General features: G+C 58.9%; 20 protein-coding genes and 1 pseudogene. 19 read left to right on the top strand and 2 right to left on the bottom strand.

What is annotated here, in order from left to right:
- The first annotated feature begins 134 nt into the window (after positions 1 to 134).
- The 19 genes and pseudogenes from ACIPZ8_RS14810 (at position 135) to ACIPZ8_RS14720 (ending at position 15,894) form a co-directional block, all read left to right on the top strand.
- Positions 135 to 623: a PilL N-terminal domain-containing protein gene (locus ACIPZ8_RS14810; RefSeq protein WP_400724317.1), complete on the top strand. Its 489-nt coding sequence runs from the start codon at positions 135 to 137 to the stop codon at positions 621 to 623.
- Positions 610 to 1,248, top strand: coding sequence for a hypothetical protein (locus ACIPZ8_RS14805; RefSeq protein WP_400724314.1), 639 nt, complete (start codon positions 610 to 612; stop codon positions 1,246 to 1,248). Before ACIPZ8_RS14810 ends, ACIPZ8_RS14805 begins: the two co-directional genes overlap by 14 nt.
- A complete protein-coding gene (locus tag ACIPZ8_RS14800) occupies positions 1,245 to 1,961 on the top strand; it encodes a TIGR03759 family integrating conjugative element protein (RefSeq protein ID WP_400724311.1) in 717 nt (238 codons plus the stop codon). The genes ACIPZ8_RS14805 and ACIPZ8_RS14800 overlap by 4 nt, the downstream gene beginning before the upstream one ends.
- Positions 1,946 to 2,491 (top strand): transglycosylase SLT domain-containing protein, encoded by a 546-nt coding sequence (locus ACIPZ8_RS14795; RefSeq protein ID WP_400724308.1) that lies wholly within the window; start codon positions 1,946 to 1,948, stop codon positions 2,489 to 2,491. The genes ACIPZ8_RS14800 and ACIPZ8_RS14795 overlap by 16 nt, the downstream gene beginning before the upstream one ends.
- Positions 2,488 to 2,898, top strand: a complete 411-nt coding sequence (locus ACIPZ8_RS14790; protein WP_400724306.1) for an integrating conjugative element protein — start codon at positions 2,488 to 2,490, stop codon at positions 2,896 to 2,898. Before ACIPZ8_RS14795 ends, ACIPZ8_RS14790 begins: the two co-directional genes overlap by 4 nt.
- A 1-nt stretch (position 2,899) precedes the next feature.
- Complete coding sequence (traD, locus tag ACIPZ8_RS14785; protein ID WP_400724304.1) at positions 2,900 to 5,017, top strand: type IV conjugative transfer system coupling protein TraD; 2,118 nt, start codon at positions 2,900 to 2,902, stop codon at positions 5,015 to 5,017.
- Entirely contained in the window at positions 5,014 to 5,763 is a 750-nt protein-coding gene (locus tag ACIPZ8_RS14780) for a TIGR03747 family integrating conjugative element membrane protein (protein ID WP_400724301.1), read from the top strand. The genes traD and ACIPZ8_RS14780 overlap by 4 nt, the downstream gene beginning before the upstream one ends.
- Before the next feature lie 427 nt (positions 5,764 to 6,190).
- Entirely contained in the window at positions 6,191 to 6,709 is a 519-nt protein-coding gene (locus ACIPZ8_RS14775) for a hypothetical protein (protein WP_400724299.1), read from the top strand.
- A gap of 400 nt (positions 6,710 to 7,109) precedes the next feature.
- Positions 7,110 to 7,442, top strand: coding sequence for an RAQPRD family integrative conjugative element protein (locus ACIPZ8_RS14770; protein ID WP_400724296.1), 333 nt, complete (start codon positions 7,110 to 7,112; stop codon positions 7,440 to 7,442).
- On the top strand, positions 7,439 to 7,672 hold the full coding sequence (locus ACIPZ8_RS14765) for a TIGR03758 family integrating conjugative element protein (protein WP_400724293.1): 234 nt from the start codon (positions 7,439 to 7,441) through the stop codon (positions 7,670 to 7,672). The genes ACIPZ8_RS14770 and ACIPZ8_RS14765 overlap by 4 nt, the downstream gene beginning before the upstream one ends.
- Positions 7,673 to 7,682: 10 nt before the next feature.
- On the top strand, positions 7,683 to 8,036 hold the full coding sequence (locus ACIPZ8_RS14760) for a TIGR03745 family integrating conjugative element membrane protein (protein WP_400724291.1): 354 nt from the start codon (positions 7,683 to 7,685) through the stop codon (positions 8,034 to 8,036).
- Positions 8,037 to 8,045: 9 nt separating this feature from the next.
- A complete protein-coding gene (locus ACIPZ8_RS14755) occupies positions 8,046 to 8,444 on the top strand; it encodes a TIGR03750 family conjugal transfer protein (protein ID WP_400724288.1) in 399 nt (132 codons plus the stop codon).
- Positions 8,441 to 9,112, top strand: a complete 672-nt coding sequence (locus tag ACIPZ8_RS14750) for a PFL_4703 family integrating conjugative element protein (RefSeq protein ID WP_400724285.1) — start codon at positions 8,441 to 8,443, stop codon at positions 9,110 to 9,112. The genes ACIPZ8_RS14755 and ACIPZ8_RS14750 overlap by 4 nt, the downstream gene beginning before the upstream one ends.
- A complete protein-coding gene (locus ACIPZ8_RS14745) occupies positions 9,109 to 9,966 on the top strand; it encodes a TIGR03749 family integrating conjugative element protein (RefSeq protein WP_400724282.1) in 858 nt (285 codons plus the stop codon). Before ACIPZ8_RS14750 ends, ACIPZ8_RS14745 begins: the two co-directional genes overlap by 4 nt.
- Positions 9,956 to 11,356: a TIGR03752 family integrating conjugative element protein gene (locus ACIPZ8_RS14740; protein WP_400724279.1), complete on the top strand. Its 1,401-nt coding sequence runs from the start codon at positions 9,956 to 9,958 to the stop codon at positions 11,354 to 11,356. Before ACIPZ8_RS14745 ends, ACIPZ8_RS14740 begins: the two co-directional genes overlap by 11 nt.
- A complete protein-coding gene (locus tag ACIPZ8_RS14735; RefSeq protein ID WP_400724276.1) occupies positions 11,337 to 11,747 on the top strand; it encodes a TIGR03751 family conjugal transfer lipoprotein in 411 nt (136 codons plus the stop codon). The genes ACIPZ8_RS14740 and ACIPZ8_RS14735 overlap by 20 nt, the downstream gene beginning before the upstream one ends.
- Before the next feature lie 2 nt (positions 11,748 to 11,749).
- On the top strand, positions 11,750 to 14,614 hold the full coding sequence (locus ACIPZ8_RS14730; protein WP_400724274.1) for a conjugative transfer ATPase: 2,865 nt from the start codon (positions 11,750 to 11,752) through the stop codon (positions 14,612 to 14,614).
- Positions 14,599 to 15,270: pseudogene (locus ACIPZ8_RS14725) on the top strand (DsbA family protein). The gene ACIPZ8_RS14730 and the pseudogene ACIPZ8_RS14725 overlap by 16 nt, the downstream one beginning before the upstream one ends.
- A 135-nt stretch (positions 15,271 to 15,405) precedes the next feature.
- Entirely contained in the window at positions 15,406 to 15,894 is a 489-nt protein-coding gene (locus ACIPZ8_RS14720; RefSeq protein WP_400724271.1) for a RadC family protein, read from the top strand.
- Positions 15,895 to 16,044: 150 nt separating this feature from the next.
- Here the strand turns inward: ACIPZ8_RS14720 and ACIPZ8_RS14715 are convergent, their stop codons facing one another.
- Both ACIPZ8_RS14715 and ACIPZ8_RS14710 read right to left on the bottom strand, forming a co-directional pair.
- The gene (locus tag ACIPZ8_RS14715; protein ID WP_400724268.1) at positions 16,045 to 16,413 is read right to left on the bottom strand and encodes a histone-like nucleoid-structuring protein, MvaT/MvaU family; all 369 of its coding nucleotides are present in this window, start codon (positions 16,411 to 16,413) and stop codon (positions 16,045 to 16,047) included.
- 60 nt (positions 16,414 to 16,473) lie between these two features.
- Entirely contained in the window at positions 16,474 to 16,872 is a 399-nt protein-coding gene (locus tag ACIPZ8_RS14710) for a hypothetical protein (protein WP_400724265.1), read from the bottom strand.
- Positions 16,873 to 17,152 lie beyond the last annotated feature (280 nt).

Genomic DNA, 17,152 nt, shown 5'->3' with positions numbered 1-17,152 from the left:
TGTTCTCTCAGCTTCAATGCCTTAAGACCCTGCCAGAGCCCAATCTTCAGGGTTCGCGCCATGTCCGGTTTCATTGCTGAATCCCCCCAGAAAGCTTGCAAATACTGACACCCGTTTTTCACGGGAGTTGTGCCATGCGACTTTCAGTTACCTACTTCCTTCTCGCATTCGCCCTTGGTGGATGCTCATCACCGCCAGGCCCGTCTGCACCGCAGTCGGTTGCAGTAAAGGTAGCTCCAACTGCCCCGCAACCCGTCTGGGTAGCCCGGCAGTCACGTTACACCCTGGTCGAACTCTCGCCGGAGCTGGCACAGCAAGATCTGCTGTTGCAGGTCATAGATCTTCGGCTGCCCAACGGCTCATCGACCACCGTAGGAGATGCGCTGCGCTATGTGCTGCGGCACTCGGGCTATCAGCTCTGTGCAGGCAGTTCGGATGCACAGGGGCTCTTTGCTTTGCCGTTACCGGCTGCGCATTTGCAGTTAGGCCCGATGGTGCTGCGTAGTGCATTGCTTACACTGGCGGGTCCCGGCTGGACGCTGCAGGTAGACGACCTCTCTCGGCATCTGTGCTTCATCAAAGACAGTGCGCCAGAACAGGAGCCCCACCATGAAGCCCCTTGATCTGATCCGGGCGCGCCCTGCATGGCTGATACCTACGCTGGCGGGGTTGTTGGTTGTCGGTGTGTTGGTTTATCAACAGCGATCACTGGAGCAACTGGCCGAGTCAATACAACAGTGCTCTACCGCCACCCAGGCGGAGTTCCTGGACGAACGTCTTTCAGCGCTCGAGCATTTCAAGAGCGAAGAGCAAAAGTGGCCGCAGACCGTTACGCCGGAACAGCTTTCCGAACTGCGCAACGCGTTGGAGCAGCGACTGGCGACACAAGAAGCCCAGATCACAGAGCGGGCGTCTACTAACGAGCTACAGGCTGTGCGAGACGCTGTAGCCACGCTGGGCGATTCGATTCAAAAACTCGAAATCGAGAAGCCGCCGAAACAGCCTGCCAAACACCCATCCTTCAAATCATTGGCCACGGCCCCACCTTTCAAGCTGCTGGGAATCGAAGTACGAGGTGGCCATCGTTTTGTCGCCGTCAGCCCTCTCGGCAATGCAGCGCTTGAGCACATCCAGCTGCTACGCGTCGGTGACCAATACCAGGGCTGGCAGCTTGAGTCACTTGAGCCCCAGGCGGCTGTCTTTCAGGTCAACGCTCAAACCCGCCGTTTGGACGTGAGGCAGAGATGATCATGAAAATCGCTCTACTGTCCCTCGCACTGGCGCTACCTTCTTGGGGGTCGGCGGCCCCCACCCAAGAAACACGTAGTACGAAACAGGCCTCGTCTGTTGTGCCACTTACGGGTGAGCGAGCCGCCCGCGATTGGGGCCTGAATCCCGAAGAGTGGAGCCGCTATCAACAACTGATGCAGGGGCCGCTGGGCACCTACTCGCCGACCCTCGACCCGCTGAGCGCGCTGGGTATCGAAGCGCAGTCGGACAGCGAACGACAACGCTATGCCGCGCTGCAGGTGCAGGCCGAGGCGCGTCGCGTGGAAAAGCTGCTGGCATATCAGCGGGCCTATGATGCAGCGTGGAAGAAGCAGTTTCCCAACATACTGCCGGTCAGGCTTATCGGTACCTCATCGCCGTTCCCCAAGGTCTCCTTGCCTGCTGGTGGTGGTCGACTGGCGCTCTTCGTGAAAGCAGCGTGCGCACGCTGCACCGCCCAGGCTCAACGCCTGCAAGCTGAAGGCACGTCATTCGATCTTTACCTGGTGGGCAGCCGCCAGGATGACGCCCTCCTCCGCCAATGGGCTCGTACCGCCAACATCTCTGCTGACAGGGTCCGCGATCGCAGCATCACTCTCAACCATGACGGTGGCCGTTGGCTGTCTCTGGGGCTCTCCGGCGATCTGCCAGCCCTGGTTCGTGAGGCGGATGGGCAATGGCAGCGTCAGTGAACGTGGGACATGGATTGAGCGTGCTGCTTGCCTTGGTGCCCATGGCGCTCTGGGCCCAGATCCCCGAAGCCTACCAGCGAGTGGCACGACACAGTGGCGTGCCAGCAAACGTGCTCTTCGCCGTGGCTCTGCAGGAAAGCGGCATTTCACTGCGAAAGCGGCGTCTGCCATGGCCCTGGACCTTGAACATCGCCGGTAGGGGCCGCTACTACGCTTCCAGCGGTGAAGCCTGCCGAGCACTGCTAAAGGCCCAACTGCACACCCGAACCGAGCGCATTGATGTGGGGCTGATGCAGCTCAACTTGGGGTACCAGCAGCGTCACTATCAGCAGCCCTGCGAGCTGCTGGATCCTGCACGCAACCTGACCGTGGCTGCCACGATCCTGCGTCAGCACCGACGTATTGGCGAAAGCTGGATACCAGCCATTGGACGTTATCACCGACCTGCAGGAGGCGCCGCTGCTGTCCGGTACCGCCGTAGCGTGGCTAAGCATCTTGATCAGCTCGCTGTCGAGAGATTATCGCCGTGAAGCACCTGCTGCTGCTTGCCTTTATGCTGCCTATCTCTGCGTCTGCCGAGGATCCCCAATTGCGCAGAAAGAGCTACGGCGAAGCCGACATGCTACCGGTTCAATCGGTTTCTCTCTCCCCGGGTCACGTTACCTCTCGTAGGCAGGCCATGTCAGGTATGCCGGCATTGTTTCTGATCGGGGATGACCCCCTATCGCATGCCTGGCTGAAGCGGCGTTTGCCTGCACTGCAACAGCTCAAGGCAGTAGGCTTGATCGTGCAGGTCAAAACTGCTGACGATCTGCAGCACCTCCGCGGGTTGGCACCGGGACTGAAGCTTTACCCTGTCTCCGCTGATGATTTTGCCCAACGGCTGAAGCTGTCGCACTACCCCGTCCTGATCACGGCAACCGCCATCGAGCAGTAGCATGAGCCAGGCCCATGCTATCGAAGTGTTGTTGCGGCCTGCAGTTGAACTCTACAGCGCCACCGTGTGTTTTGTGGCGGCTTATCTGTGTCTGTTCGCGCCTTGGTCGCTGGCGCTGAACGATGCCTTGGGGCTCGCCGCCGCCTTCGCTTTTGTCACGTTTGGCGCGCTACGCCTCCGCCAGGCATGGGCCATCTTGCGTTACCAACGCAACCTACGCCGGCTGCCGCGCTATACCCTGACCAGCCGCCAGGTACCGGTCAGCCAGCAACGGCTGTTCCTGGGCCGGGGCTTTCGCTGGGACCAACGACACACTCACCGACTGCTGCAAACCTACCGCCCCGAGTTTCGCCGTTATGTCGAGATGCCCGCCTGGGTGCAGGCCGTGCGCCAGATGGAAGTCCGTCTGGAGTTTGCGCCCTATCCACTGCGTAGCCTGCCCAGACTTACCCGTTGGGATCACCCTCTCAACCCGGTCCGGCCATTGCCAGCCGTGGGCGGCCTTCCCCGCCTGCATGGTGTCGAGCCCAACGAGGTGGATGCCACCTTGCCGCTCGCGGAGCGCGTCGGGCACACCCTGGTCCTGGGTACGACTCGAGTCGGCAAGACGCGGTTGGCCGAATTGCTGATCACCCAGGACATCCGCCGAAAGATCGCCGGCCAACACGAGGTGGTGATCGTCTTCGATCCCAAGGGCGATGCCGACCTGCTCAAGCGTATGTACCTGGAAGCCAAGCGTGCTGGCCGCGAGGGCGAATTCTATATGTTCCACCTGGGGCAGCCCGATACCTCCGCACGTTACAACGCCATCGGCCGCTTTGGCCGCATCACCGAAGTAGCCTCGCGCATTGCCGGTCAGCTCTCCGGCGAAGGCAATTCTGCGGCCTTCCGAGAGTTCGCCTGGCGCTTCGTCAACATCATTGCCCGAGCCCTGGTCGAATTGGGCCGACGCCCGGACTACCTGTTGATCCAGCGTCACGTGGTCAACATCGATCCACTGTTCGTCGAGTATGCCGCGCACTTCTTCGCCAAACACGACCCCAAGGCCTGGGAGACCATCGTGCAGATCGAGGCCAAGCTCAACGAGAAGAACACGCCACGTCATATGGCCGGCCGGGACAAGCGCGTGGTGGCGATCGAGCTTTACCTGAACCGTACCAAGCTCTATGACCCGGTGCTCGAAGGCCTGCGTTCAGCCGTTCGCTACGATCGCACCTACTTCGACAAGATCGTAGCGTCGCTGCTGCCGCTGCTGGAAAAGCTCACCACCGGCAAGATCGCCCAGTTGCTCGCCCCCGACTACAACGACCTGAACGACCCACGGCCGATCTTCGACTGGATGCAGATCATCCGCAAACGGGCGATCGTATACGTCGGTCTGGATGCCTTGTCCGACCCTGAGGTGGCTGCCGCCGTGGGCAACTCCATGTTCGCCGATCTCGTGTCAGTCGCCGGCCACATTTACAAGTTCGGTGTCGATGATGGACTGCCTGGCAGCGAGACCGGCGCCAAGCTACCGATCAACGTCCACGCTGACGAGTTCAACGAGCTGATGGGCGATGAGTTCATTCCGCTGATCAACAAGGGCGGCGGGGCCGGCATGCAAGTCACCGCCTATACCCAGACCCTTAGCGACATCGAAGCCCGCCTGGGTAACCGGGCAAAAGCCGGACAGGTGATCGGTAACTTCAACAACCTGATCATGTTGCGAGTACGTGAGACAGCTACGGCTGAGCTACTGACCAAGCAGCTGCCGACGGTCGACGTATACAGCACCTCGGTGGTCAGCGGGGCTACCGACAGCTCCGATCCCCGAGGCGCCACTGCATTCACGTCCAACACCCAGGACCGCATCAACACCCACAGCGTGCCGATGATAGAACCGGCGCACATCGTGGCACTGCCGAAGGGCCAGGCCTTTGCCCTGATCGAGGGCGGGCAGTTGTGGAAAATCCGCATGCCACTCCCTGCGCCGGATCCTGACGAGGTGATACCGGCGGACCTTCAGGTGCTTACCCGCTATATGCAGCAGGAATCCGGAGATGAGTTGTGGACGCAAGCTGCGCAAGAACCAGGCCCAGATCTACCGACTGATCTAAAGGAGGAAGGCTCGCCATGAAAGACCCCGCTGCCACGGCACAACGTCAACAGGCGCAGCAGCAGAGCAAACTGATCAGCCTGATCACCTTGCCCTTTCGCTTTATCGGCGTGCTGGGTGGCTCGCTGTTTCTGTGCATCCTAATCGAATGCGTGGGTATGCATCTGTTCTGGCCTGAACAGGGGTGGCGGCACGCACAGGGCATGCTGGCTTACGAACTGGACCAGTTACCCAAAAACTTCACACGCAGTGTTTTGGTGCAAGAGCCGGGACGGACGGCGCAGCAGATCGTGGGGTTCGCCTACGAGGGATTGTTCGTGAAGTCTGGGCTGATTGAGTGGGTTGAAGATGCGGCCAGCCAAACACGCGGGGAACGCCTGCCGGCCAAGCCGGACTTTGGTTACTACCTGAAGCAGGCGTATGACTTTCTGGAAAGCTACCTGCTAGCCAGTGCGTATACCGTGCTGGTATTTCTGGTGCGACTATTGGTGCTGTGCCTGAGCCTGCCGCTGTTCGCCATGGCCGCCTTCATCGGATTGGTGGACGGACTGGTACGCCGGGATATCCGACGTTTCGAGGCAGGTTGCGAATCAGGGTTTGTCTATCACCGCGCCAAAGCCTGCCTCATGCCCTTGGCTGTTTTGCCATGGGCCGCCTACCTGACACTACCGGTCAGCGTTACACCTGTACTCATCTTGCTACCGGCAGCAGTCCTGCTGACAGTACTGGTAGACATCTCGGCATCGAGTTTCAAAAAACATCTCTAAACTACCACCCCAGCAGCTGCATCTGAGCACACTTGAATGTTGGCATCTCATCGAGTCATCAGCCACCCGCACAAATGCTGAAAATAGCTCCTGGCCTACAGTGAATACCAGCTAATTCAGCCTCCCCCTTCGATCAGGTGAATGGCAAATCAGATCTGATTTGCAGAGGTTTTTGTAATGTCAGTTCTGGACCTTCATGATCGAACTCACTAGTATGTGTTCAGGTCTAGGCTAGCTTATGATCACTCAGCCTTTCCTTGCTCCGGCAGCTCTAGGAGTCTAGCCAGAGCTCCTCGTCAAAAGGTGAAGACCCTACTGATGCTGCGTTCTCTGTGTTGATGCTGGGCACATCGCGCCCGCTAACGTAGTGACGCCAGCAACGATTAAGCCGGCTTGAAGCGGAAACGAACAGGGATTTTTATGATTAATGGAGAATTTTGACTTGTCACAAAGCACTTACTACATCTTCGCGATTGCCTTTTCATTATTGACCACCCTGATTGCTTATTCTGCTTTCCGCATGGGCAAGAGATCGGCTAAAAACTCTGGTCGATCTGCCACGCAGGCTGAAAGAGCGAATGCCAACAAATACAAAGTCTTACTCCACTCCAAATTCGAACTTAAGGAATACTCTGACATTGACCAGGCCTATAGGAGCACGGTAACTATTCAAAATTCCGGGGAGGTAACCATCACTGTTAAAGTGCACTACGAGGGAACGGTAGAATTCTTAGAGAGCGACAACTCGTACAAAGTTGACACAATCAAACATACAGCCGTAATCAAACCCGGAGAATCTGCACCCATCAATATCGACATAATCACAGGCGGGATAGGGGGGCGTGCAAAACTACAGATACATTGCCTAGCGACAAATACTCAAGGCAATTCCTTACTCATACTAGGCAGCATCAACGAAATTCTTCGCGCGCCTAAAGCTTGCTGAAACCATAGCTATCGATCTCAAACTTAACCAGACTTTTCAGCTGCCTGCTCATACACAAACCAGCTCAATAAACCACTTCGATTAGTTGACTAGCCAGGCCAACATCACACCATTGATGTAGGTTTTGGTGAATGGACAAACTGCTGATCTTCGAGACCGACGACTACAATAGACGTTCACGTTAATAGTGAACTTCGCATGCACTTGACAGATTTTTACGACCGCAAGCATGTCACTGCGTACAAGACTCGGTGCTGAAACCATCGTAGAAGACCACCTTGAACAGAGCACCTTAGGCCCAATCTTTAAATTAGGTCAGCACTACTAGCGCATTGATTACTGAAGTCCTGTCCCGGTAGGTACATGCTCGCGCAACTCCCAAAAACTGGATGGCGCGAGCATGTTCAAGTATCTGATTAGAGTGACGGGCGCTTTAGGGCTCGGTCTGACGTTGACCCAGCAAGCTAGGGCGATTTCCATCGAGCACGACATGGAGCGCGCCCAGCTGGCAACCGTACTCCGCCAGCTCGACGCAATAGAGCGGCACGCCGAAAGCAGCGCTGCCCTCTCCCATCAGATTGCCGCCCGTTACCACTTCGACTACCTGCGCCTGCGCGAGGACATCCAGCGTATCCGCACCGGCGTGCAGGACTACCTGACGCCCCAGCGCGCCCAACCCCGCGACCCTGCGGCCATGCTCGGCGAGTATATCGGCGAGGTCGACACGCCATGACCGCCGCCCAGCAATCCGCGTTCCAAGCCCACAGCGGCATCACCCCTTCGCAAATGTCCGTCCTGGTCCTCTCACTGGTCTTTGCCGTAATGCTGCTCTGGGGTGCCTGGGCCATTCGTACCGCCTACACCGGCTGGGCAGAGCAGCGCCTTAGCAACCGCCAGTTCGTCGGTGTCGTGATCCGCTTCGTCGCGCTGTACCTGGTGCTGACGTACTTTTTTCTGTCCTGATGGAGTCGCTGTGATGAACCGTTGCCTTCCTCTGATCCGCCGCACTGTGATCGTCAGTGCCCTTTTCAGTCCGACCGTGGTTGTTGCCGAAGGTCGACTGCCAACCTTGGAAGATCCCTCGCGAGGTGCCGGCAACGGAATTGTCCAGACCATCCAGAACTATGGCTACGACATGGTGCTGCTGATCGCCCTACTGGTGGTCGCTGGGATGTTCATTGGCGTCTGCTACCACGCCTACACCCGCTACTCGGAAATCCACACCGGGCGTGCCACCTGGGGCCAATTCGGCTTGACGATCGCTGTCGGCGCCATGCTGCTGGTGGTGGGCATCTGGCTGCTGACCAAGGCCACCACCATTCTGTGAGGCGCCGTCATGCCCACTTCGACAATCAGCCCGGCCGACGGCACCGTGACCTTTCTGCCGCATCGACTCAACCGTCAACCGGCGATAGTACGCGGGCTAACGGCGGATGAACTGTGGATTTGCGCCGGCCTGTCGGGCCTTGCGGGCTTTCTACTTGGCTTACTGCTGGCCTGGTTAGCACACAGCATTGCCCTACTCCCAACCTGCATTGTCGCAGGTGTGGCGGTGGGAGTTTTCACCGGTGGCGGGCTGATGCGTCGACTGAAGCGGGGACGTCCGGAAACCTGGCTGCACCGCCGCTTGCACAACTGGGGATCTCAGCACTACCCGGGGCTGGCTCAGCGCCTGGGCTTTCCGAACCTGGTCCAGCGGTCCGGGTTCTGGGCAACTCGCAGAGGTGCGCGATGAGCCGCTTCAAGAACGAGGTGTTGTACTTGCAGGCGCACGTCCGGACCTTGCGAGTAGGTACCGGGGGACTATTCCTGCTTGCCCTTGTGTTGGGCGCTGGCTGGTGGACCGCTCCGCGCGACCTCACCCTGCACATCCCGCCTGATTTGCGCTCAGGCAGCACCCGTAAGTGGTGGGATATACCTCCCGAGTCGGTATATGCCTTCAGCTTCTACATCTTCCAGCAACTCAACCGTTGGCCCACTGATGGCGAGCAGGACTATGCCCGCAACGTGCGGGCGTTGTCGTCCTACCTGACACCCTCCTGCAAGGCATTCCTGCAGCAGGATTACGACTACCGGCGCAGCACTGGTGAATTAAGAGAACGTGTACGTGGTGTCTACGAGATTCCGGGGCGTGGCTATGGCGATGACCCCACCAGTCGCGTGAAAGCGATCGGCCGGGACGACTGGCGCATAACCCTTGACCTCAGCGCGGACGAATACTTCGGCGCCGAGCAAGTCAAGCGAGCCCTAGTGCGGTACTCGCTGAAGGTCGTGCGCCTGGATATCGACCCAGAGCGCAATCCCTTTGGCCTGGCCTTGGACTGTTACAGCCAGGCGCCGCAGCGCATCACAACGCCGACAGCGACCACTCCTGCTGCCCCTGCCCTTGGAGAGTCCGAATGAAACGTGTCTTGAGGCTTGGCCTCATTGGCATGGTGCTTGGCTGGAACGCCGGTAACCATGCCACCGAAATCATGCACTGGGAACGGCTACCGCTGAGCGTGCCACTGGTGATCGGCCAAGAGCGCATCATTTTTGTGGATCGAAATGTACGAATCGGTCTGCCCTCTTCGCTGGAAGGCTCCCTGCGGGCCCAAAGCACAGGTGGTGGCGTGTACCTGCAAGCCTTGGGCGAATTTACATCCAGTCGGATGCAGTTGCAGGATATCGAGACGGGTGAGCTTGTTCTGTTGGACGTTTCGGCCACGCCATCAGAAAACGGCCAAGGCGTGCTGGAGCCCATTAAAATCATCAGCGCTCCCACTGGCTCAGCTGAGCAGAGCATACCTAGCTCGGCTCAAACGCCGGCAACACCTGTACCAGTTGTTCTAACTCGTTACGCCGCCCAAAACTTGTACGCCCCACTGAGAACGGTCGAGGCTCTGCCGGGCGTACGCCGGGCCAAGCTGCCAGCGGACCTGCTATTGCACTCACTCCTGCCAAACCAGCTGATCGACGCCCGACCCTTGGCAGCCTGGCGATTGGGGCAGTACTGGATCACCGCTATCCAGCTACGCAATCAGTCTTCAGCCTGGATAGAACTCGACCCGCGGGAACTACAAGGAGACTTAGCGGCGGCCACCTTCCAGCACGCCAACCTGGGCCCGCGTGGCCAGTCTACTGATGCTACGGTGCTGTACCTGGTCACTCAGGGCCGCGAGCTGAGCAAGGCACTCCTACCCAGCATCAGTCCCATCGATGCCGCCCTCAATCTGCCAACGCCGAGCGACACTGAGGAGAGGCCCGATGAAGAGTAATGGCCTGCTCAAATGGCTGATGCTGCCATTGGTACTGGTGGTTGGTTTTGTCTTCCTCAAGATGTTGAGCCCCAATCGCACCGCCCCTGAGCTAGAAAGTCGCCCCGAAGCGCTGTCCCCTGAAGAGATGAAGGCCTTGGGGATTGAGGGCGACACACCACGCGATACAGTGGCCACCCTGGTGGCCCAGGTCAAGCAGCTGCGTAACGAGCTGCAAACCGCCTTGAACGACAACAAGAACCACAAGGCCGACAACGAGCGCCTGCGCCAGCGCGAGCAAGCGATTGATCAGCGGGTTCAACAGGCATTGGACAGTGAGCGAGTTCGACTGCGAGAAGAACGCAGCACCATCGCCAGTGACCAACAGCAGACGCAAGGCTTGCTCAACGAACTGCAGCGTCGATTGGATTCGATGGGTCAACCGGGTGGAAGCGTTGAACTGCCGATTGGCCTTGGCTTGCGAGACGGTGATGGCGAGGCCTTCAAGCGTGATCCGATACGCTGGATCGAGCCGGATGACCGCAAGCTCGATAAGCATGGAAACGTGAGCGTTACGAGCAGCAATACTGGTGCCGGGCTCAGCCTATCCAAGCTGGAGGTGGCCGCTGACACGCTGACCACCTCGGGCGCCAAGGCCATCGGTGCGTCCAACCACAAGCCGTTCTATACCGTCCCCGCCAACAGCACCTTGATGGGCTCGATTGCAATGACAGCATTGATCGGTCGCGTGCCGGTCGATGGCACGGTCAATGATCCCTACCCATTCAAGGTGGTCATCGGGGCAGAGAACCTCACGGCCAATGGAATCGATCTGCCGGAAGTCACCGGCGCCGTCGTCAGTGGCAGCGCTTCCGGTGACTGGACGCTGTCCTGCGTGCGTGGACAGATCCGCTCAATCACCTTCGTGTTTCAGGACGGCACAATTCGCACCCTGCCGGAGGAAGCGCAAGGCCAGAGTCTCGCCGCCTCCACTGACGGCGGGCTCGGCTGGATCAGCGATCCTTACGGTATCCCCTGCGTGGCCGGTGAGCGCCGCAGCAATGCCCAACAATACCTGGGCACCCAAGCCCTCATTACCGCGGCCGGCGCCGGCGCGGCCTCATTGATCAAGTCCGACAATGGCACCGCCTTCATCAGCAACGGCAACAACACCCTCGGCACGGTCGGCATCTCCGGCAACGAGGCCATGGGCCGCATCCTCAGCAGTGGCGTTCAGGACATGTCGCAGTGGGTGAACAAACTGTACGGCCAGGCTTTCGCGGCGGTGTACGTCGAGCCAGGCGCCAATGTCGCCGTGCATATCGAACAGCCGCTCACTCTCGACTACGACCCCGTTGGCCGCAAGGTCGATCACTCCCTGGAGAACCGTCATGTCACGCCGCTCGACTAACGCCTTGGCATTACTGCTCCTGGCCAGTGTGGCGGGGTGCACAACCAACTCGCAAAAGCTGCTGACCCACGATGGGCGCAGTATGGACCAGATCTGGCGAGTAGAGACCGGAGGCGATCCCTCCCAGCGCCAATTACTCGATGCCCGGCAAGCACTGCGTCGACCACTTGATGAGCCCGAAAGCGGTCGCGCAGCATCCAGCTATAGCCGCACGGCCCAGAACGAGATCTACCGCCAGTTTCACAGGCTGCCCAACCCCGACTTGGTGATGTACGTGTTTCCGCATCTGGCCGGTAGTGACCCGGTGCCGGTGCCGGGCTACAGCACCGTCTTCCCGCTCTACCAACGCGTGCAGTACGCCCTACCGGGCGAGCGTGTCGAGGACTACTGACCATGCGCTGGCCCTGGAAGCGACAGCCCGTTGAGAATGAAACTGACGCGCCAGACACCTGGGATCGCTACCTGGCAAGGTTGGCGAAACACGGTATTCCAGTGCCCGGTAGCTTTCCGCGATGCCCTGCAACTGAAAGTGACGAGCAAGCCCTGTACGAGGCTGCTCCGTCCTTTGTAGACCTGCTGCCGTGGGTCGAATACTTACCTGATTCACAGTGCATGCTGCTGGAAGACGGCCAGTCCGTCGCCGCGTTCTTCGAACTGAAGCCTGTAGGCACCGAAGGCCGAGAACCCGACTGGCTGTTGCAGGCCCGCGATGCCGTCGAGAACGCCCTGCAGGACAGCTTCGATGAGCTGGATCAACACCCTTGGGTGGTCCAGTTCTATGCGCAGGACGACACAGACTGGGACAGATATCTGCACACCTTGCGCAACTACCTGCAGCCTCGTACCGAGGGCTGCAGGTTCAGTGCGTTCTACCTACAGAGCTTCGTCCATCATCTGCATGCCATCGCCAAACCAGGCGGGCTGTTTGATGACACCACTCTCACCCGCCTTCCCTGGCGCGGGCAGAACCGTCGCGTGCGAATGGTGGTGTACCGGCGGGTCAGCGATATTGAGCCTGGACGCCGTCAGCAGTCACCTGAGGAAGCGCTCAACACGGTATGCGAGCGCCTGATCGGCGGGCTCGCCAATGCAGGTGTCGGGGCCAAGCGCATGGAGGGTGCCGATATCCACGCCTGGCTGCTGCGCTGGTTCAATCCTCATCCCGGTCATCTGGGCGCGGAGCTTTCGGACCGAGAACGCTTCTACCGTTTGACCGCCTATCCCGAACCGTCTGCGGATGATGAGCTGGAGCTGGCCAACGGCACAGACTTCGCCCAACGATTATTTTTCAGCCAACCGCATTCGGATGCTGAGTCAGGTACCTGGCACTTCGACGACCGCCCCCATCGTGTCGTCGTACTCGACCGCCTGCGTTCTGCTCCGCACACCGGTCACCTGACCGGTGAGACGAAAAAGGGCGATGCGATCAACAGTCTGTTCGACCAACTGCCCGAAGGCACGGTGATGTGTCTGACCTTGATCGTCACCCCACAGGACACCCTGGAAGCCCATTTAAAGCACCTGAGCCGAAAATCTGTAGGCGATACCCTTGCATCAGAACAGACCCGGGCCGACGTGCACGAAGCTCGTGCGCTGATTGGCAGTGCGCACAAGCTGTATCGCGGCAGCCTCGCGTTCTACCTGCAGGGCGAATCGCTGGAGGATCTGGAGGCCAGAGGCGTGCAGCTCGCCAACGTGCTGCTCAACGCTGGCCTGCAGCCGGTGAGAGAGGAGGACGAAGTGGGGCCACTCAGCAGCTACCTGCGCTGGTTACCCTGCGTATTCGATCCCGCGCTGGACAAGCGTCAGTGGTACAGCCAGCTGATGTTCGCTCAGCACCTCGCCAATCTTTCGCCCGTGTGGGGTCGCAGCCACGGCACTGGCCACCCCGGTATAACCCTCTTCAACCGCGGCGGCGGCCTGGTCACCTTCGATCCGTTGAATCGCCTGGATCGGCAGATGAACGCTCACCTCTTTCTGTTCGGTCCGACTGGCGCGGGCAAGTCGGCGACCCTCAATACTCTGCTCAACCAGGTCACTGCAATCTACCGTCCTCGGCTGTTCATCGTCGAAGCGGGCAATTCTTTCGGCCTGTTCGGTGACTTCGCCAAGCGCCTGGGCCTAAGCGTGCACAAGGTCAAACTGTCCGCCGGATCTGGCATCTCACTGGCGCCCTTCGCCGATGCACGACGACTCGTCGAGACGCCTGGTCAAGTGCAGACCCTTGACGCTGATAGCATGGAAAATACCCTGCCTCCTGATGGGGGTGACGAACAACGCGATGTCCTCGGCGAACTGGAAATTACTGCCCGCCTGATGATCACCGGCGGTGAGGACAAAGAGGAAGCACGACTGACCCGGGCTGACCGTAGCCTGATACGCCAGTGCATTCTGGATGCCGCGCAGCGATGCTCCAGCGAACAACGCCCCGTACTCACACAGGATGTTCGTGACGCATTGCGTGATCGTGGTGGTGACGCGGGCCTTCCCGAAACCCGCCGCAATCGCCTGCAGGAAATGGCCGAGGCCATGGACCTTTTCTGCCAAGGCCTGGATGGCGAGCTGTTCAACCGTCCCGGTACGCCCTGGCCCGAAGCGGACATCACCATCGTCGACCTGGCGACCTTCGCCCGCGAGGGCTACAACGCACAACTGTCGATCGCCTACCTGTCCCTGCTCAACACGGTTAACAACATCGCCGAGCGCGACCAGATGCTCGGCCGGCCGATCATCAACGTCACCGACGAAGGCCACGTCATCACCAAGAACCCGCTACTCGCGCCCTACGTGGTCAAGATCACCAAGATGTGGCGCAAGCTCGGCGCCTGGTTCTGGCTGGCCACCCAGAATCTCGACGACCTGCCCAAGGCCGCCGAGCCCATGCTCAACATGATTGAGTGGTGGATCTGCCTGAGCATGCCCCCTGATGAGGTGGAAAAGATCGCCCGCTTCCGCGAGCTGAGCCCTGCACAGAAAGCCTTGATGCTTTCGGCACGCAAGGAGTCCGGCAAGTACTGCGAGGGCGTGATTCTGTCCAAGTCGATGGAGCTGCTTTTTCGCGCCGTGCCCCCGAGCCTGTATCTGGCGCTGGCAATGACCGAGCCCGAGGAAAAAGCCGCTCGCCACACCCTCATGCAGCAATACGGCACAAGCGAGCTCGACGCGGCGATCCGCATGGCACATGACATCGACCGCTCTCGCGGCATCGAGCCGTTGCAAACGGATCTGCCAGGAGAGGATTCATGCGCAAATGGTTAAATGCGAACAGCGCGAAGTGGGTCATCGGCTGGCTGGCCCTGGCTGGATTGGCTCTCAGCGGGTGGCCACCTTTTCGCTCGGCTGGTGGCAACAGCCAGCCCTGGATTTACGGCAGCCCTGAAGCTCGCTTCACCATAATTCTCTATGCGGACCTTGAATGCCCGCATTGCCAGTCCTACCTGCCCCAGTTACAGCGCTGGATCCTCACCAATGATCACGTCAACCTGGTCTGGCGCCACCTGCCATTGCCCCAGCACGAAACAGCGGCCAGCAGCGAGGCGCGACTGATCGAATGAGTGGGTCAGGTCGAAGGCCAGGAGAGCTTCTGGGGCGCGGTGGTCTGGGTGTATCTGCATACACAGGGAAATGGGCGCGGCCTCGCCCCGGGAACCACCTACCCTGGCACATCCACATCGTTACAACGCTGCCTGGCAGGTGAACGGGTCTCCCAAGTAATCGCCACTCAGAAAGCGGAAGCCAATCAGAACAGATTGAGCGCCACACCGACCTTGCGCCTGATCGACAATCGCACCCAGCGCACCCTCACCCTACAAGGCCCCATCGAAACTGATGCCCTGCTTTCAGCAGTGGACCTGCTGAGCGCGACCGATTTTTCCGAGATGCCAGCTGACGTGATCAGCGACATGCCCAGGTAGCCCACGTTCGTCACGGCTACGACGCCGCAATGTGGTGTTGAACGCACTCGTCCTGCCCGCCCGGGTCAGGTCTTCCTTTCCCAACGGGGTTTCAGCCCCTTGGGGTGGAGCCTCCCTCTCATCCTTGGAGGTTCCATGTCACGGTCCTACCCGAGCAGCGAATGCCTGGTCTCGGCCCTGTCCGTCAACGAGGAGCGCCTGGTGCGCCGAGCCATCAACGTGCTGGAAAAGCGTCTGTTCCAGCGCGGCCCGCATTTGTACAGTCCACCTGTGACCAAGCGCTATCTGCAGTTGCAGCTGGCCAGTCACAAGAACGAGGTGTTCGCCGTTATCTTCCTCGATAATCTCAATCGACTGCTGGCCTTCGAAATCATGTTCGAGGGCACCATCAACGCTGCCGTAGTTCCACCTCGACGAGTCTTGCAGCGCTGCCTGGAGATCAACAGTGCGGCTGTGATCCTGGCTCACAATCACCCATCGGGCGACGTGATGCCCAGTGAGCCCGACAGGTACCTAACAAAGACCTTGAAGCAATTGCTCCATCAAGTCGATGTGACGGTGCTTGACCACATCATCGTTGGCAGTGGCGACGCCTACTCCTTCGCAGAAGCTGGTTTTCTGTAGCTTTGCTCCTGTTGGCACAAAGCACATACCTTGCGCTAACTGTGCCTCTCAAAGTCATAGGCGATCCACAATGTGCAGTTTTACTCCTTGAGGTATCGCTTGATAGCGAAAAGGGCCCCGTGGGGCCCTTGTCTTTGCGGTTAAGCAGTCTTACCGAGCCAGCCAGCTCTCAACCACATCAGCACCGTGTTCGGCTTTCCACTCTTTCAACTGCCTGTGATTGCCACCCTTGGTTTCGATGACTTCACCAGTATGTGGGTTTTTGTACTGTTTAACCTGGCGTGGCTTGCGATTGCCCTTGGTCTCATTGGCGACCGGTGCGCGGGGAGTTGCTGCTTGCGGATCGAGGATGGCGATGACATTACGCAGGCTGTAGCCGTACTCACCCAGCAAATCGCGAAGCTTCTTCTCGAACTCGATTTCGCGCTTCAGGCCATCATCATTTTTGAGAGACTCAAGCTCAGCCAGCTGAGCAGCCAGCTGCTGCTCCAGGGCACGGAATTCTGCGAGACGGGACATGTGATACCTCGTATTTAGGATGCGCAAAGATTAGCTCAAGTAATGGGCAATCAACAAGAATCAAGCGCCAAAGTCAGGCGGGTTTTGATTGATGCTGTAAACAACGCTCACGATTCCAAACAGGGCTCCGGCAAAAACAATGACCATCAGATATTGAGACTGATAGACAGAGTAAATGCCACCTGCAACGCACATCAGCCCAAGTATCGTGGCCAAGATCACGCTGATGATGAGCTTTCCTTGTGGTGCCACCCATGCTGCGACCCATATCAGGACTGAACAACCGATGCAGCTCACGAGAGCTTCCCCGAGCGAGCCGAAAAATGTGAGTTGGCCAGGATCACTGCTCGCCCAAATGTTGTTTATGAAGCGCACGGCAAACACAGCAATTACTGCCGCCAAGACAGCAGCCGGGAGCATAACGATCCAGCGAACTGCCGGTATTCTCAAAAAGTTCATCTCTACGGTCCCTGTGTACGGAGGGCCATGATTATGCCATGCAGCAAATGTCTAGGAATCAGGCTAGCGCAACAGAAAGACGATCTGCATTTTTCGGCCAGGCTGATATCGTTTCTCGCAGTCCACGGCGCTTGAGTTCCTACAGTCCTCATTATCATGCAATGAGGCATCCGCAGAGCGCCATTCTTGTTCAAGGATCTCTTTCCCTTTCACTCAATACGGGAAGAGTTTCGGACTTATTGTTTGAGGTTCTGCGCTTTCTCGCCTGATCCAATCGCCA

Source organism: Pseudomonas sp. NPDC089422 (assembly GCF_044749405.1).
Lineage (GTDB): Bacteria > Pseudomonadota > Gammaproteobacteria > Pseudomonadales > Pseudomonadaceae > Aquipseudomonas.
Note: the sequence above shows the minus strand (reverse complement) of the source record. Positions and strands in the feature narration are given on the sequence as shown.

What these genes read in the sequence shown, in the direction of transcription:
- ACIPZ8_RS14810 (WP_400724317.1), top strand. Translation starts at nt 135, where the DNA reads ATGCGACTTTCAGTTACCTACTTCCTTCTCGCATTCGCCCTTGGTGGA.
- ACIPZ8_RS14755 (WP_400724288.1), top strand. Translation starts at nt 8,046, where the DNA reads ATGCCCACTTCGACAATCAGCCCGGCCGACGGCACCGTGACCTTTCTG.
- ACIPZ8_RS14735 (WP_400724276.1), top strand. Translation starts at nt 11,337, where the DNA reads ATGTCACGCCGCTCGACTAACGCCTTGGCATTACTGCTCCTGGCCAGT.
- ACIPZ8_RS14745 (WP_400724282.1), top strand. Translation starts at nt 9,109, where the DNA reads ATGAAACGTGTCTTGAGGCTTGGCCTCATTGGCATGGTGCTTGGCTGG.
- ACIPZ8_RS14730 (WP_400724274.1), top strand. Translation starts at nt 11,750, where the DNA reads ATGCGCTGGCCCTGGAAGCGACAGCCCGTTGAGAATGAAACTGACGCG.
- ACIPZ8_RS14770 (WP_400724296.1), top strand. Translation starts at nt 7,110, where the DNA reads ATGTTCAAGTATCTGATTAGAGTGACGGGCGCTTTAGGGCTCGGTCTG.
- ACIPZ8_RS14780 (WP_400724301.1), top strand. Translation starts at nt 5,014, where the DNA reads ATGAAAGACCCCGCTGCCACGGCACAACGTCAACAGGCGCAGCAGCAG.
- ACIPZ8_RS14740 (WP_400724279.1), top strand. Translation starts at nt 9,956, where the DNA reads ATGAAGAGTAATGGCCTGCTCAAATGGCTGATGCTGCCATTGGTACTG.
- ACIPZ8_RS14720 (WP_400724271.1), top strand. Translation starts at nt 15,406, where the DNA reads ATGTCACGGTCCTACCCGAGCAGCGAATGCCTGGTCTCGGCCCTGTCC.
- ACIPZ8_RS14710 (WP_400724265.1), bottom strand. Translation starts at nt 16,872, where the DNA reads ATGAACTTTTTGAGAATACCGGCAGTTCGCTGGATCGTTATGCTCCCG.
- traD (WP_400724304.1), top strand. Translation starts at nt 2,900, where the DNA reads ATGAGCCAGGCCCATGCTATCGAAGTGTTGTTGCGGCCTGCAGTTGAA.
- ACIPZ8_RS14750 (WP_400724285.1), top strand. Translation starts at nt 8,441, where the DNA reads ATGAGCCGCTTCAAGAACGAGGTGTTGTACTTGCAGGCGCACGTCCGG.
- ACIPZ8_RS14795 (WP_400724308.1), top strand. Translation starts at nt 1,946, where the DNA reads ATGGCAGCGTCAGTGAACGTGGGACATGGATTGAGCGTGCTGCTTGCC.
- ACIPZ8_RS14805 (WP_400724314.1), top strand. Translation starts at nt 610, where the DNA reads ATGAAGCCCCTTGATCTGATCCGGGCGCGCCCTGCATGGCTGATACCT.
- ACIPZ8_RS14775 (WP_400724299.1), top strand. Translation starts at nt 6,191, where the DNA reads ATGGAGAATTTTGACTTGTCACAAAGCACTTACTACATCTTCGCGATT.
- ACIPZ8_RS14800 (WP_400724311.1), top strand. Translation starts at nt 1,245, where the DNA reads ATGATCATGAAAATCGCTCTACTGTCCCTCGCACTGGCGCTACCTTCT.
- ACIPZ8_RS14715 (WP_400724268.1), bottom strand. Translation starts at nt 16,413, where the DNA reads ATGTCCCGTCTCGCAGAATTCCGTGCCCTGGAGCAGCAGCTGGCTGCT.
- ACIPZ8_RS14765 (WP_400724293.1), top strand. Translation starts at nt 7,439, where the DNA reads ATGACCGCCGCCCAGCAATCCGCGTTCCAAGCCCACAGCGGCATCACC.